Origin of the sequence: Pseudomonas alvandae, assembly GCF_019141525.1 — a bacterium.
Taxonomy (GTDB): domain Bacteria; phylum Pseudomonadota; class Gammaproteobacteria; order Pseudomonadales; family Pseudomonadaceae; genus Aquipseudomonas; species Aquipseudomonas alvandae.
Genome location: NZ_CP077080.1, coordinates 5,600,835 through 5,615,845, shown reverse-complemented (window position 1 = coordinate 5,615,845; position 15,011 = coordinate 5,600,835). Strand labels below are relative to the sequence as shown.

11 protein-coding genes are annotated in these 15,011 nt (G+C 61.2%); 7 read left to right on the top strand and 4 right to left on the bottom strand.

All coding sequences use genetic code 11. The features are described from left to right. Positions 1-67 precede the first annotated feature (67 nt). A complete protein-coding gene (locus KSS97_RS25060) occupies positions 68-844 on the top strand; it encodes a ferredoxin--NADP reductase (protein WP_030140309.1) in 777 nt (258 codons plus the stop codon). A gap of 45 nt (positions 845-889) precedes the next feature. Here KSS97_RS25060 and mscL read toward each other — a convergent pair whose 3' ends face one another. Continuing rightward, a complete protein-coding gene (gene mscL / locus KSS97_RS25055; RefSeq protein WP_181289472.1) occupies positions 890-1,303 on the bottom strand; it encodes a large-conductance mechanosensitive channel protein MscL in 414 nt (137 codons plus the stop codon). A gap of 312 nt (positions 1,304-1,615) precedes the next feature. On the opposite strand from mscL, the gene katB reads away from it, so the two are divergent. From katB to radA, 3 genes are all read left to right on the top strand, one after another. Next, positions 1,616-3,130 carry a catalase KatB gene (katB, locus tag KSS97_RS25050; RefSeq protein ID WP_438269643.1) on the top strand — a complete coding sequence of 505 codons (1,515 nt, stop codon included), beginning with the start codon at positions 1,616-1,618 and terminating at the stop codon, positions 3,128-3,130. Between the two features lie 61 nt (positions 3,131-3,191). Next, positions 3,192-3,740, top strand: a complete 549-nt coding sequence (locus KSS97_RS25045; RefSeq protein ID WP_030140306.1) for an ankyrin repeat domain-containing protein — start codon at positions 3,192-3,194, stop codon at positions 3,738-3,740. 40 nt (positions 3,741-3,780) lie between these two features. Next, complete coding sequence (radA, locus tag KSS97_RS25040) at positions 3,781-5,148, top strand: DNA repair protein RadA (protein WP_030140305.1); 1,368 nt, start codon at positions 3,781-3,783, stop codon at positions 5,146-5,148. A 192-nt stretch (positions 5,149-5,340) separates the two neighbouring features. On the opposite strand, the gene KSS97_RS25035 is transcribed toward radA, so the two are convergent. Then, positions 5,341-5,697, bottom strand: coding sequence for a PilZ domain-containing protein (locus KSS97_RS25035; RefSeq protein ID WP_217860379.1), 357 nt, complete (start codon positions 5,695-5,697; stop codon positions 5,341-5,343). Between the two features lie 159 nt (positions 5,698-5,856). Here KSS97_RS25035 and KSS97_RS25030 point away from each other — a divergent pair, with 159 nt between their 5' ends. The 3 genes from KSS97_RS25030 (at position 5,857) to yjiA (ending at position 9,430) form a co-directional block, all read left to right on the top strand. Further along, positions 5,857-7,923 carry a carbon starvation CstA family protein gene (locus KSS97_RS25030; protein WP_217860378.1) on the top strand — a complete coding sequence of 689 codons (2,067 nt, stop codon included), beginning with the start codon at positions 5,857-5,859 and terminating at the stop codon, positions 7,921-7,923. A gap of 15 nt (positions 7,924-7,938) precedes the next feature. Further along, positions 7,939-8,136 carry a YbdD/YjiX family protein gene (locus KSS97_RS25025; RefSeq protein WP_003182142.1) on the top strand — a complete coding sequence of 66 codons (198 nt, stop codon included), beginning with the start codon at positions 7,939-7,941 and terminating at the stop codon, positions 8,134-8,136. A gap of 325 nt (positions 8,137-8,461) precedes the next feature. Continuing rightward, entirely contained in the window at positions 8,462-9,430 is a 969-nt protein-coding gene (gene yjiA, locus KSS97_RS25020) for a GTPase (protein ID WP_217860377.1), read from the top strand. Between the two features lie 78 nt (positions 9,431-9,508). Here yjiA and glyA read toward each other — a convergent pair whose 3' ends face one another. Continuing rightward, positions 9,509-10,762, bottom strand: coding sequence for a serine hydroxymethyltransferase (glyA, locus tag KSS97_RS25015; RefSeq protein ID WP_030140299.1), 1,254 nt, complete (start codon positions 10,760-10,762; stop codon positions 9,509-9,511). A gap of 160 nt (positions 10,763-10,922) precedes the next feature. Next, positions 10,923-14,771, bottom strand: a complete 3,849-nt coding sequence (locus KSS97_RS25010) for a sensor domain-containing protein (protein WP_217860376.1) — start codon at positions 14,769-14,771, stop codon at positions 10,923-10,925. Between the last annotated feature and the right edge of the window lie 240 nt (positions 14,772-15,011).

The following is a 15,011-nucleotide window of genomic DNA, read 5'->3' as shown; positions in this document are numbered from 1 at the left end:
CCTTCTTCTCGGTGGTTAACGTGGCGACTTTGCGGGACACTAGAGTCTTGTCCCATTGGAGTCGCCCATGACTGACAGCGCAGAAAAGTTTACCCGCCAGACGCTGATCGACGTGCAACCCCTGACGCCTCATCTGTTTACATTGCGTACCACCCGAGATCGCGGCTTTCGCTTTCGGGCAGGCCAGTTCGCCCGGCTTGGGGTCGTCAAGGCGGACGGTACGACCGTGTGGCGCGCCTATTCCATGGTGTCGTCACCCTTTGACGAATTCCTCGAGTTTTTTTCCATCGTCGTCCCGGACGGAGAGTTCACCAGCGAGCTCAGCCGCCTCAAGCCCGGTGATTGTCTATTGGTCGAACGCCAGGCCTTTGGTTACCTGACCCTGGACCGTTTCGTGGATGGACGGGACTTGTGGCTTTTGTCCACGGGCACCGGCGTTGCGCCGTTTCTCTCAATCCTCCAGGACTTCGAGGTCTGGGAAAAATTCGAGCGAATCATCCTGGTCTATAGCGTTCGCGAAGGACGGGAGCTGGCCTATCAGGCGTTGATCGAAGGGTTGACCCAGCGTGATTATCTTGCCGAATACGCCCATAAGTTTCGGTTCATTCCAACGGTCACCCGCGAGCAGCATCCGGCCGCGTTGAATGGGCGAATCACCACGCTGATTGAAAATGGCGAATTGGAGCGAGCCGCCAATGTCACGCTGACGCCGGAGCACTCGCGCGTCATGCTGTGCGGCAATCCGCAAATGATCGACGACACACGCAAGCTGCTCAAGGCCAAGGGCCTGCAACTGAGCCTCACTCGCCGGCCTGGGCAGGTGGCGGTGGAAAACTACTGGTAAGGAAAATGGCGTCCTGTGGACGCCATTTTTTATTTGCGTGAATGCTCAGGGCCGTTCGTTTTGGGCCTTGAGCAGGTCGCGAATTTCGCTCAGCAATTGTTCTTCCTTGGTGGGGACGGGGGGCGCGCTCGGGGCAACGGCCTCTTCGCGCTTGAGGCGGTTGATGGCCTTGACGCCCATGAAAATGGCGAACGCGACGATGATGAAATCCACCATGCTCTGGATGAATTTGCCGTAGGCCAGCACGACGGCCGGCGTATCGCCTTGGGCTGCCTTGAGTGTGATGGCCAGGTCGCTGAAGTCCACCCCGCCGATCAAAAGGCCGATCGGAGGCATGACCACGTCACCCACGAATGACGAAACAATCTTGCCAAAAGCGGCACCGATGATAATCCCGACGGCCATGTCGACGACATTGCCTTTGACCGCGAAGGCCTTGAACTCGCTTAGCACGCCCATGAGTTATTCCTTGTGACAGATAAGTAGGTACCCGCAGTGTAAGCCAGCCAAACGTGGATCGCTCGACATGCCTGTTTACATTTGCTGGCCTGTTTATCGACTCGGCAGCCTGTGAAAAGTTTACAAAGTGCCACCAATCGCGCGTGATACGCGGTTTCAGCCCGATTCCCTACACCGTTTTTTCTATCAATGCGGTATGGCATTTCTATTTAGGTTTTGGATTTTCGGGCACTAGCCTCTGAAAGGCGCACATGGATGCGCTCTATAAAATCAGAGGAAACGCCAATGAACATTTCCCCAGGCCTCGGCGCCATGTCCGGTCGTCGCTCACTTGTTGTGCTCACCGCCAGCCTGTTTTCCCTGTCCGTCAATGCCGCCACCTTGACCCGCGACAATGGCGCGGCGGTAGGCGACAACCAGAACTCGCAAACCGCAGGCCCCAATGGCCCGACCTTGCTGCAGGATGTGCAACTTATCCAGAAGCTCCAGCGTTTTGACCGTGAGCGCATCCCCGAGCGTGTCGTGCATGCCCGTGGTACCGGGGCCCATGGCGAATTTACTGTCTCCAATGACCTGAGCGACTTGACCAAGGCGAAGGTCTTCGCCGCTGGGCAAGTCACGCCGGTGTTCGTGCGCTTTTCCGCCGTGGTGCACGGCAATCATTCGCCGGAGACGTTGCGCGACCCTCGTGGCTTTGCCACCAAGTTCTATACCGCCGATGGCAACTGGGATCTGGTGGGTAATAACTTCCCGACATTCTTCATTCGCGACGCCATCAAGTTTCCCGACATGGTGCACGCGTTCAAACCTGACCCGCGAACTAACCTGGACGATGACTCCCGTCGTTTCGATTTCTTTTCCCATGTCCCGGAAGCGACTCGCACGCTGACAGAGCTGTATTCCAACTCCGGCACGCCAGCCAGTTATCGTGAAATGGACGGTAACGGCGTGCATGCTTACAAACTGATCAATGCCAAGGGCGAGATCAGTTATGTGAAGTTTCATTGGAAAAGTTTGCAGGGTCTGAAAAATCTCGACCCGAAAGAAGTCGTGAAAGTACAGGGGCAGGATTACAGCCACATGACCAACGACTTGGTCAGTCATATCAACAAGGGCGACTTTCCCAAGTGGGACTTGTACGTCCAGGTACTCAAGCCGCAGGACTTGTCCAGGTTCAACTTCGACCCACTGGACGCCACCAAGATCTGGCCGGATGTGCCTGAGCGAAAAGTTGGACAAATGGTCTTGAATCGCAACCCGGCAAATGTATTCCAGGAAACCGAACAAGTGGCGATGGCGCCCGCCAACCTGGTGCCGGGCATTGAACCTTCGGAAGATCGCCTGTTGCAGGGCCGGGTGTTTTCTTATGCCGATACGCAAATGTACCGGGTCGGGCCGAACGCGTTGCAATTGCCCATCAACGCCCCCAAGGTCGCCGTCAATAACGGTAACCAGGACGGCGCGATGAATGCTGGCAGCAGCAGTACCGGCGTGAATTATCAGCCGAGCCGGCTGCTGCCACGTGAAGAGCAGTCCGCTGCGCGCTATAGCCAGACCGAGCTGACCGGCAGTACCCAGCAGGCGAAAATCCAGCGTGAGCAGAATTTCAAGCAGGCCGGTGATCTGTACCGTTCGTTCGGCAAGAAAGAGCGTGATGACCTGATCGAAAGTTTCGGCGGGTCATTGGCGACCACCGACGATGAGAGCAAGCACATCATCCTGTCGTTCCTCTACAAGGCTGACCCTGAATACGGCACCGGCGTGGCCCGTGTCGCCAAGGGCGATCTGGCGCGGGTCAAGGCGTTGGCCGAGAAGCTGAACGACTGATCCACCGGGGGGAGACGAGCTGGTCGGCTCCCCCTGTCTGGAATCGTATGGAGAGGCCACGATGCGTAAATTCCTTTTACTGATATTCGCCACTGGGTCATGGGCTGTGCTGGCTGATCAGGTTCCGCCCGCCGACACGGCCGGGGTGCGGGAACAGTTGCAAGACTATTATTTCGACGCCGCCCGCCGGGGCGATGTGCCGATGCTCAATACGTTCATAGAGGCCGGCTACTCGCTCGATACTCGCGACGAAAAGGGCTACACCGCGCTGATCCTGGCGGCTTATCACGGCCACGGGCCGGCGGTGGAACGGCTGCTGGCTGCCGGGGCGGATGCCTGCGCCCAGGACAAACGTGGCAACACGGCGCTGATGGGCGCCATTTTCAAGGGCGAAGTGCAGATCGCGCGGCGTTTATTGTCGACCGACTGCAGCCCCGACCAACGCAACGGTGCCGGACAGACTGCGGCGATGTATGCCGGCCTGTTCAAGCGCGATGAGTTGCTCGACGCCCTGAAGGCCAAGGGCGCCGACCTGGATGCCAGGGATCCGCTGGGCAATACCGCGGCTGGCCTGGCAAAGGGTGAAATCAGAATGCCGGCCCCGCAGTAAAGCCCGGCTGTTATCATCGCGGTTTTTACCCGGAGTTCAGATGGCCAAGGCAAAGCGCATGTACGGCTGCACCGAGTGCGGCTCGACCTTTCCCAAATGGGCTGGCCAATGCAGCGAATGTGGGGCCTGGAACACCCTGACCGAAACCATGGTGGAGAGCGGCGGGGCGGCGGCGCCTACCGGCCGCACCGGGTGGGCCGGCCAACAAGCGCAGATCAAGACCCTGGCCGAAGTCAGCGTCGAGGAAATCCCGCGCTTCTCTACCGCGTCCGGCGAGCTGGACCGTGTGCTGGGCGGCGGCCTGGTGGACGGTTCGGTGGTGTTGATTGGCGGCGACCCTGGCATAGGCAAATCCACCATCCTGCTGCAAACCCTGTGCAACCTCGCCACGCGCATGCCCGCCCTTTACGTGACCGGCGAAGAATCCCAGCAACAAGTCGCCATGCGCGCCCGGCGTTTGGGCTTGCCCCAGGATCAACTGCGGGTGATGACCGAGACTTGTATCGAAACGATCATCGCCACGGCGCGCCTGGAAAAACCCAAGGTCATGGTGATCGACTCGATCCAGACCATTTTCACCGAACAACTGCAATCGGCTCCGGGCGGCGTATCTCAGGTACGCGAGAGCGCGGCGTTGCTGGTGCGCTACGCCAAGCAGAGCGGCACGGCGATCTTCCTGGTAGGCCACGTCACCAAGGAAGGCGCGCTGGCGGGGCCGCGCGTGCTGGAGCACATGGTGGACACGGTGTTGTATTTCGAAGGCGAATCCGATGGGCGCCTGCGTTTGCTGAGGGCGGTGAAGAACCGTTTTGGCGCCGTCAACGAGTTGGGCGTTTTCGGCATGACTGACCGGGGCCTGAAGGAAGTATCCAACCCTTCGGCGATTTTTCTGACGCGAGCCCAGGAGGAAGTGCCAGGCAGCGTGGTCATGGCCACCTGGGAAGGCACCCGCCCGATGCTGGTGGAAGTGCAGGCGTTGGTGGATGACAGCCACCTGGCGAACCCGCGCCGGGTCACCTTGGGGCTGGATCAGAACCGGCTGGCCATGCTGTTGGCTGTCCTGCACCGGCACGGCGGGATTCCTACGCATGACCAGGACGTATTCCTCAACGTGGTGGGCGGGGTCAAGGTGCTGGAGACCGCGTCCGACCTGGCATTGATGGCGGCCGTCATGTCCAGCCTGCGCAATCGACCGCTGCCCCATGATCTGTTGGTGTTTGGCGAAGTGGGGCTTTCGGGCGAAGTGCGGCCGGTGCCCAGTGGGCAGGAGCGGCTCAAGGAGGCGGCCAAGCACGGCTTCAAGCGCGCCATCGTGCCCAAGGGCAACGCGCCGAAGGAAGCACCGGCGGGGTTGCAGATCATTGCGGTGACACGCCTGGAGCAGGCGTTGGATGCGCTGTTCGAATAATGTCGAGACGGATGCAGGCCTCTGTGATGAAGGAATTTTATCTGTGGCGAGGGGATTTATCCCCGCTGGGCTGCGGAGCAGCCCTGAACCTGACAACTCGGTGGATCAGTTAGATTGGAGTTGCTTTTCTGAGGGGCTGCTGCGCACCCCAACGGGGATAAATCCCCTCGCCACAGGGGGGCCGCGGCGTATTCAAATCTGGATCAGCGCCGCCAGTTCCCGCTCCAGTTCATCATGATCGGCCAGGTTCAGTTCTACCAATCGACGCAGGTGGGCGATGGAATCCAAGTCGATGTGCTCGCAGACGAAGCCCAGGTGACCATGGTCATCATGAGTCAACCTGACTTCCATCTTGACCTCCGCCTCGGGGCTCAGGTGGATGTCCGCCATGAACGGCTCCTCCGGATCTCCGAGCCAAGGCTGGGGCTTTTCGATCAGTAGCCCCTTGAGGGACAGATCCAGCAACTTCACCGGCCAGATGAACGGCCCCTGGCTCAGCTCGGTCTTGGCATGGAATTCAATTCGTACGAAGCGGCGGCGTTCGCTCATTACTCATTCCCCCTGATGATCCACTGACTATAGACCCAACTGGCGCGCCGTCGTTGCCGTTCGGTCAGTGGCCGACAAATGTCGGGGTATGGCCTTTGCGCGGGTTAGCGCTAAACTCCAGTGGCTGTCTTTCTTGTCCACCCTGGCCGGAATATAAAAATGAAAAACAATAATAGCCTGCTACGCCATCTGCCCTGGCTACTGCTGGCCGTCTTAGGAGCGTGCGCCTTGGGCGTCGTGGCCTTGCGCCGCGGAGAGCCGATCAACGCCCTCTGGATCGTCGTCGCGGCAGTCGCCATCTACTTGGTCGCCTACCGCTACTACAGCCTCTTCATCGCCAACAACGTGATGCAACTCGATGCGCGCCGGGCCACGCCTGCCGTGCTCAACAACGATGGCCTGGACTACGTCCCGACCAACAAACACATTCTCTTCGGCCACCACTTCGCGGCCATTGCCGGCGCGGGGCCGCTGGTCGGGCCGGTGCTGGCGGCGCAGATGGGCTACCTGCCCGGCACGCTCTGGCTGATCGCCGGCGTGGTGCTGGCCGGTGCGGTGCAGGACTTCATGGTCCTGTTCCTCTCCACCCGGCGCAACGGGCGCTCCTTGGGCGACATGGTGCGCGAGGAAATGGGCCGCATTCCCGGCACCATCGCGCTGTTCGGCTGCTTCCTGATCATGATCATCATCCTCGCGGTGCTGGCGCTGATCGTGGTCAAGGCCCTGGCCGAGAGCCCGTGGGGGATCTTCACGGTGATGGCGACCATCCCGATCGCGATGTTCATGGGCATCTACATGCGCTACATCCGCCCGGGCCGCATCGGTGAAATCTCGGTCATCGGCGTGCTGTTGCTGCTGGGTTCGATCTGGCTGGGCGGGCAAATCGCCGCCGACCCGGTCTGGGCCAAGGCCTTCACCTTCACCGGGATCCAGATCACCTGGATGCTGATCGGCTACGGTTTTGTCGCGGCGGTGCTGCCGGTGTGGCTGATCCTCGCGCCACGGGACTACCTGTCGACCTTCCTGAAGATCGGCACCATCGTCGCCCTGGCGATCGGCATCCTGGTGACCATGCCCGAGCTGAAAATGCCGGCGCTGACCCAGTTCACCGACGGCACCGGGCCGGTGTGGAAGGGCGGCCTGTTCCCGTTCCTGTTCATCACCATCGCCTGCGGCGCGGTCTCGGGCTTCCACGCGCTGATCTCCTCGGGCACCACGCCCAAGCTGCTGGATAACGAAACCAACGCTCGCTACATCGGTTACGGCGGCATGCTGATGGAATCCTTCGTGGCCATCATGGCGATGGTTGCTGCCTCGGTGATCGAACCGGGCGTGTACTTCGCCATGAACAGCCCGGCGGCGATCGTCGGCGGTGACGTGGTGGCCGTGGCCCAGACCGTCAGCAGCTGGGGTTTCGCAATCACCCCCGACGCGCTGCAAGCGGTGGCCAAGGACATCGGCGAGACCACCGTGCTGGCCCGTGCCGGCGGTGCGCCGACCCTGGCGGTCGGGATCGCGCAGATCCTGCACTCGGTGCTGCCGGGTGAAAACACCATGGCGTTCTGGTACCACTTCGCGATCCTGTTCGAAGCGCTGTTCATCCTCACCGCGGTGGACGCCGGCACCCGTGCCGGGCGCTTCATGCTCCAGGACCTGCTCGGCTCGTTCGTGCCTTCGCTCAAGCGCACCGAATCCTGGCCCGCCAACCTGATCGCCACCGCCGGCTGCGTCGCGCTGTGGGGCTACTTGCTGTACCAGGGCGTGATCGACCCGCTGGGCGGCATCAACACCTTGTGGCCGCTGTTCGGCATCTCCAACCAGATGCTGGCCGGTATCGCCCTGATGCTCGCCACCGTGGTGCTGATCAAGATGAAGCGCCAGCGCTACGTCTGGGTCACGCTGCTGCCGGCGGCCTGGCTGCTGATCTGCACCACCACCGCGGGCCTGATCAAGCTGTTCGACGCCAACCCGGCGATCGGCTTCCTGGCCCTGGCGCGCAAATACAACGATGCCCTGGCCGCCGGCCAGATCCTGGCCCCGGCCAAGAGCATCGAGCAGATGCAGCACGTGGTGTTCAACGCCTACACCAACGCAACGCTGACGGTGTTGTTCCTGTTCGTGGTCTTCAGCATCCTGTTCTACGCGCTCAAGGTCGGCATCGCCGCCTGGGGCACGAAGGAACGCACGGACAAAGAAGCGCCATTCCAGGCCGTGCCGGACGCTTGATAGGGGATTGCAACGATGTTCAATGACTTGAGTCGCCTCGGTAAATACCTCGGTCAGGCCGCCCGCCTGATGGTCGGCATGCCCGACTACGACAACTACGTCGAGCACATGCAAACCAAGCACCCGGACAAGCCGATGATGGACTACGAGGCGTTCTTCCGCGAACGCCAGGAGGCCCGTTACGGCGGCAAGGGTGGGCCGAAGTGCTGTTGAACTGAGTCTATCCCACAGTTGTTTTGGGCTGGTCTCAAGATTTGTGTACACCACCGTTCCCCTGTGGGAGCGAGCTTGCTCGCGAAAGCGGAGTGTCAGTCAACGATAATTCGGCTGACCTGACGCCATCGCGAGCAAGCCCGCTCTCACAGTTGTTTTTGGGTGGTTTCGAGATTTGCGTGCACACCGATTCCCCTGTGGGAGCGAGCCTGCTCGCGAAAGCGGAGTGTCAGTTAACGATGATTCGGCTGACCCGACGCCTTCGCGAGCAGGCTCGCTCCCACGGGCTTGAGCTTTTCTTTAATTTCGAAGCAGGAGAATCCTTTTGTCCTCTCCCATCCCGGTCACGATCCTCAGCGGCTTCCTCGGTGCGGGCAAGACCACATTGCTGCGTCATCTGCTCAAGGCCGAGCACGGCTTGAAAATCGCAGTGATCGAGAATGAATTCAGCGATGCCGGCATCGACACCCAACTGCTGGGTGACGAGCCGGTGCAAGTCATGACGCTGGCCAACGGCTGCGTGTGCTGCACCATTCACACCGACCTGACCAAAGCCCTTTACCTGTTGCTTGAGCGGCTGGACAGCGGCGAGATCCACTTCGATCGTTTGGTGATCGAATGCACCGGCCTGGCCGATCCGGCCCCGGTGGCCCAGACATTTTTCATCGACGAAGACCTGCGCGAGCGTTACATCCTCGACGGAATCCTGACCTTGGTGGATGCCGCCCACGCTGATGTCCACCTGACCCAAACCATCGCCCAGGCCCAGGTCGGATTCGCCGACCGTCTGTTACTGAGCAAAACCGATCTGGTGGACTCAAGCCAGGTCGAGGCACTCGGTGAGCGCCTGGCTCGAATCAACCGGCGGGCACCGATCCGGGTGGTCGAGCATGGCAAGATCGATCTGGCCGAGTTGCTCGACATTCGTGGATTCAATCTCAATGCGGACTTGGGTACCGGGTTCAGCTTGCGACCGGTCGGCAAGGCAACCACGGGCGATCGCATCAGCAGCCTGGTGCTGCGTACTGACAGGGCGCTGGATATCGACAAGCTCAGCGAGTTCATGAACCAGTTGCTCGAAGAGCACGGCAAGCAACTGCTGCGCTACAAAGGTGTGTTGAACATTGAGGGCGAGCCCCGTCGATTGGTGTTCCAGGGTGTGCTCAAACTGTACGGTTTTGATTGGGACACCGAATGGGCGCCGGGCGAAACCCGGGAAAGCGTGATGGTGTTCATCGCCGACGAACTGCCTGAAGAAAAGATCCGCGCCGGCTTCGAAGCCGCGCTCCGCTGAAAGCCAGCGTCTGCGGCATTCGTTTTCCAACGACAAAAAAACCGGCCACTGGGGCCGGTTTTTTTGTTGCAACTGCTGTTAAGCGCCGTACACCGGCAGCTTCTTGCAGATGGCCTTGACCTTTTCACGCACGGCGTCGATCACCGCTTCGTTGTTCAGGTCGGCCAGGATGTCGCAGATCCAGCCGGCCAGTTCCTTGCACTCGGCTTCCTTGAAGCCGCGAGTGGTCACGGCCGGGGTGCCGAAACGCAGGCCCGAGGTGACGAACGGGGAGCGTGGATCGTTGGGTACCGAGTTCTTGTTGACGGTGATGAACGCTTTGCCCAGCGCTGCGTCAGCGTCTTTGCCGGAGATTTCCTGCTTGATCAGCGACAGCAGGAACAGGTGGTTCTCGGTGCCGCCGGACACTACGTCGAAGCCGCGTTCGATGAACACACCGGCCATGGCCTTGGCGTTCTTGACGACTTGCTGCTGGTACGCCTTGAACTCAGGTTGCAGGGCTTCCTTGAAGCAGATTGCCTTGGCGGCGATCACGTGCTCCAGCGGGCCACCCTGGGCGCCCGGGAAGACAGCGGAGTTCAGCTTCTTCTCGATGTCGGCGTTGGCGCGAGCCAGGATCAGGCCGCCACGTGGACCGCGCAGGGTCTTGTGGGTGGTGGTGGTCACCACGTCGGCGAACGGCACCGGGTTCGGGTACACGCCAGCGGCGACGAGGCCGGCAACGTGGGCCATGTCGACGAACAGGTAGGCACCGACCTTGTCGGCGATTTCACGGAAACGTGGGAAGTCGAGGACCTGGGAGTAGGCGGAGAAACCGGCCACGATCATTTTCGGCTTGTGCTCGAGGGCCAGGCGCTCGACTTCGTCGTAGTCGATCAGGCCGTTGCCGTCGATACCGTATTGGACGGCGTTGTACAGCTTGCCGGAGGAGGAAACGCTGGCGCCGTGGGTCAGGTGACCGCCGTGGGCCAGGCTCATGCCCAGGATGGTGTCGCCGGCCGACAGCAGCGCCAGGTACACGGCGGCGTTGGCTTGGGAACCAGCGTGTGGCTGGACGTTGGCGTAGTCGGCGCCGAACAGCTCCTTGGCGCGGTCAATGGCCAGTTGCTCGACCACATCGACATACTCGCAACCACCGTAGTAGCGCTTGCCTGGGTAGCCTTCGGCGTACTTGTTGGTCAGTACCGAGCCTTGAGCTTCCATCACCGCGGGGCTGGTGTAGTTTTCCGAAGCGATCAGCTCAATGTGCTCTTCCTGGCGCTGAGCTTCTTGCTCCATGGCGGCAAAGAGATCGGCGTCGTACTTGGCAATAGTCAAATCACGGCTGAACATGGCGGTCCTCAAGGATCGGGGCAGAAAAGGGGGGCATTCTACCTCAACCGGTTTTGGAAGGCATATGAAAGGAATTCAGCTTCAAGCTGCAAGCGACGAGCTACAAGCAGAAGCAGATTCGCGTTAGCTTGAAGCTTGCCGCTTGAAGCTCGCAGCTGCCTCAATCAATCATGAACAACGCATCATTGCTGAACTGCGCTTCGAACCGATTCGCCGGCATCGGGCGGCCGAACAGGTAGCCCTGGACCTCGTCGCAGCCGTGCTCGCGCAGGAAGTCCAGTTGCTCGTGGGTCTCGACGCCCTCGGCGATCACCGCGAGGTTGAGGCTGTGGGCCATGGCGATGATTGCCCGGGCGATCTGTGCGTCCTGCTCGCCGGACGGCAGGCCGTCGACGAAGGTGCGGTCGATCTTCAGCACGTCGATGGGGAATTGCTTGAGGTAGTTGAGCGACGAGTAACCGGTGCCGAAATCATCGACGGCGATGCTCAGGCCGAGGTTTTTCAGCCCGGCCAGGATCTGCATCGCCTCGCTGACTTCGCGCATCAGGATACTTTCCGTCAGTTCCAGCTCCAGGCAGGCCGGCGGCAGGCCGGTGTTGCGCAGGATAGTGGCGATGCGCGTGCCCAACTGGCCGTCGGAGAACTGCCGGGCGGAAATGTTGACCGAGACTTTCGGAACCCGGACCTTGGCCTGGTGCCAGGTCCTGAGTTGCCGACAGGCTTCGGTGATGACCCAGTCGCCGACGTCCACCACCAGCCCGAGTTCCTCGAGTACGGGAATGAAGTCCCCCGGCGGCACCAGCCCGCGTCGCGGATGGCGCCAGCGCAGCAGGGCCTCGGCACCGGTCAGGCGTTTGCCATCGCCGCTGAACTGCGGTTGGTAATACAGCACGAACTCGTTCTGCTCCAGGGCATGGCGCAGGTCGCTTTCCAATTCCAGGCGCTCCAGGGCGCTGGCGTTCATGTCGGCCTGGTAGAACTGGAAGTTGTTCTTGCCGCGTTCCTTGGCGTGGTACATGGCCGTGTCGGCGTTCTTCATCAACTGGCTCAGTTCGTTGCCGTCCTGGGGACTCAGGGCAATGCCGATACTGGCGGTGACGAAGAATTCCCGGCCTTCCAGCACGAATGGCCGGACCAGGCTGGCGAGGATCTGCTCGGCCACGGTGATGGCCCGGTTCAAGGCCATTTCGCGGCTGGCGCGCGGTTGCAGCAGCAGGGTGAACTCGTCGCCGCCCATGCGCGCCACGGTGTCGTCGTCGGCCACGCAGCCGAGCAGGCGCGTGGCCATTTCCTTGAGCATGCGGTCGCCGGCGGCGTGGCCGAGGGAGTCGTTGATCGGCTTGAAGCGGTCCAGGTCGAGGAACATCAGCACAACCCAGGTCTTCTGCCGCTCCGCTGATTGCAGCGCGGTGTGCAGGCGATCCTGGAACAGCGTGCGGTTGGGCAGGTGGGTCAGGGCGTCATAATAGGCCAGGCGATGCATGCGCTGCTCGCTGGCCTTGCGCTCGCTGATGTCGCTGAAGAAACACACGTAACTGGCCAGGTCGCCTTCGTCGTCCAGCACCGCCGTGATGCCGACCCAGGCCGGATAATGTTCGCCATTACGGCGCTTGAGCCAGACTTCGCCTTCCCAGGTGCTGTGCTGTTGCAGTTGCTTGAGCACGTAGCGCAAATGGGCTTCCTGCTGGTCGTCGACGGTGAGCATGTTGGGCAACTGGTCCAGGACCTGCGAGACGGCATAACCGCTGACGCGGCTGAAAGCCTCGTTGGCCTGGACGATATAGCCGGCAGGGTCGGTGATCAGGATCGCCGAGGTCGAATGTTCGAATACGGTGGCGGCCATGCGCAGGTCTTTTTCGGCTCGACGCTGTTGGCTGATGTCGCGGCCGACGCCGAGCACGCCTTCGAACGCGCCATGGTCGTCCCACACCAGCACCAGCCGCAGTTCGATTGGAATCTTGCGCCCATCGGCGCGCAGGCAGTCGAACAAAAACAGTTGGGTCTGCATCTGGTTGCGCAGTTCGGCCAGTTGGTCGGGCTTGTCGAGGGCCTTGCTGACCCGGTCCATCAGGCTATAGATGCCCGTCAGCTGCTGCGGATTGGCGATGGTCGACTGCCAGCCGTTCTGGAAAATCCAATCGGAGGTGTAGCCCAGCACCGCCTGGACCGACGGGCTGACATAGTTGAGCGAGAGCTTGCTGTCGGTGGAGAAAATCACGTCGCTGATGCTTTCGGCGAGCATCCGGTAGCGTTGCTCGCTGTCGCGCAGGGATTCGCTGGCCTCGATCTGTTCGGTGATGTCTTTTGCCACACCGATGATGCGCGTCACCTGGTCGTAGCGGTCCCGGGCCAGGGCTTGCTCACGAACCTCGAAGCGTCGCCATTTGCCGTTGCGATGGCGGAAGCGCAATTGGCATTGCAACAGTTGCGTATAGCCGCCGCGTCGCTGTTGCTGGCGCAGAAAGTGGTACTGGTCGGCGTCGTCGCTGTGCAGCAGGATTTCCCAGAAGTACTCGCCCATCTGGTGCAGCTCGGTGCGGTCGTAGCCGAGCGTCTGCCCCAGGTGGTGGTTGCTGAAGATCATCCGCTGGCTGATGACGTCCTGTACATAAAGATGATCCGGAACGGTGCGTACCACATCGGACCAGAAACCTTCGCGTTCGAGCAGCGAGAGTTCGACCAGCTTGCGGCTGGTGATGTCGTTGATGCTCAGGATGACGGCGTTATAGTCGCGCTGTGTTTCCGGCAAGCGCAGGACCAGCCATAAATGCTGGTCTCGACCATGGGCGTCCTGCAACTTGATTTCCAGTTCTAGCTGCTTGTGCTCGTCGAGCAGTGCCTCGAGCAGTTTCGAACCGATGGGATTGTTGTCCTTCGGGCCGTTGCCGACCAGCAGTTGCCAGGCTTGTTCGCAGGAATCGACATTGAGCAGCTTCAAGGCCATCTGGTTGACTTCGGTGACGTGCACCTGCTGCTGCAACTGTCCGAGGTGCTGCGGGTCCTGCAGCCAGGCGCGCAACTGTTCGCCGTCCTGCAGGCCGGTCCGGGTAAAGAATGCCTTCAGGCCGGACAGGTCGAGCACGCAGAGGGCCACGCCGGTGCCCTCGAAAATGTCCTGGTAGCGACGGCGGCCTTCGTGCAATTGCCGCTGGCGTCGTCGCATGTTCAGCAGGGCGATCACCGGGAGCATCGAGAACGCCAGGCCCAGCAGGCATTTGCCGATGAAGGCCGGGAGCAGTTGTTCAAGCACCTGGCGCCGATCGAACAACCCGCGCAGTTGCCAGTCGCTGCTGCTCAGGGGCACGGTCAGCACGGTGTCGCTCAGGTCTTGGGAGGTCAGTTGGGTCGGGGTGGTCGAGGGCCGGCTTTCGTCGCGGCTGATGATTTGCTGGTTGAGACGGTTCTCCACCAGCCACAACGGTCGCAGGCCCGTGTCGGCCTGTTTGGTCAACGTCGAGAAGAAGCTCGGCGTCAGGCGCAGCGCCCAGTAACCACGACTGCTGCCGCTGGCCTGGTGCAGCAACAGGTGCACCACGGAGCCATCTTCGGCATTGCTGAAGTAGTGCGCCTGGGCACGGCTACGTCGTACCAGCTCGGCCAGGTAGTCGGCGTCCTGGCTGTCGGCATCGCTGTCACTGAGCACCCTGCCCGATGGGCTCAGCAACGCCAGGCTGCGCAATTGGGGCAATGATTGCTGAAGCTTGCGCAGCAGGGCCTGCTGTTCGTCGGCGGTTTGCGGTTGTTCGACGATCGGTAGCAGGTTAAGGGCGATTTGCGCGTTCAAGGCCATGTTCAGGCTGACTTGCGCGGCCAGGTCGGCGGTGTAGTCGATGGTGTATTGACGTTGTTGCTGCTGGGTTTCACGCAGCTGATCAAGCAACTGCCAGAAGAGCAGGCCCAGCAATAACAGGACCAGCGAGGCCAGCGCGCCCTTCAATGTTCCGCGCAGGGGCAGGCCAGGCACAGCTGTCGGTGCGCGTGGGGACGGAGGCGGCGTGACATTGGACAAGCTGTAATCCTGCGGTTTGCTGGACTGGCGCGACGGGCACTATAAGCCGGACGCCCGAAGGGCGGCTAGCATGCCTTGACTTGTGGCAAAGTGCCAGCCCTTGGCGGCTGGACCTGGACCGACGGTTGAGGTAGCTTTGCCGGTCAAACAAGAGCGTTCCAGCTCCAGCTTCCCAGGCGCCATCCGCCCGCAGGCATTGATAGCATCAAGTGCCGGTGCCGCGCATGGCCTGGCTCGTTC

Excerpts from the sequence above, each read along its gene's own strand:
- KSS97_RS25060 (WP_030140309.1), top strand. The coding sequence starts at position 68 with ATGACTGACAGCGCAGAAAAGTTTACCCGCCAGACGCTGATCGACGTG.
- mscL (WP_181289472.1), bottom strand. The coding sequence starts at position 1,303 with ATGGGCGTGCTAAGCGAGTTCAAGGCCTTCGCGGTCAAAGGCAATGTC.
- katB (WP_438269643.1), top strand. The coding sequence starts at position 1,616 with ATGTCCGGTCGTCGCTCACTTGTTGTGCTCACCGCCAGCCTGTTTTCC.
- KSS97_RS25045 (WP_030140306.1), top strand. The coding sequence starts at position 3,192 with ATGCGTAAATTCCTTTTACTGATATTCGCCACTGGGTCATGGGCTGTG.
- radA (WP_030140305.1), top strand. The coding sequence starts at position 3,781 with ATGGCCAAGGCAAAGCGCATGTACGGCTGCACCGAGTGCGGCTCGACC.
- KSS97_RS25035 (WP_217860379.1), bottom strand. The coding sequence starts at position 5,697 with ATGAGCGAACGCCGCCGCTTCGTACGAATTGAATTCCATGCCAAGACC.
- KSS97_RS25030 (WP_217860378.1), top strand. The coding sequence starts at position 5,857 with ATGAAAAACAATAATAGCCTGCTACGCCATCTGCCCTGGCTACTGCTG.
- KSS97_RS25025 (WP_003182142.1), top strand. The coding sequence starts at position 7,939 with ATGTTCAATGACTTGAGTCGCCTCGGTAAATACCTCGGTCAGGCCGCC.
- glyA (WP_030140299.1), bottom strand. The coding sequence starts at position 10,762 with ATGTTCAGCCGTGATTTGACTATTGCCAAGTACGACGCCGATCTCTTT.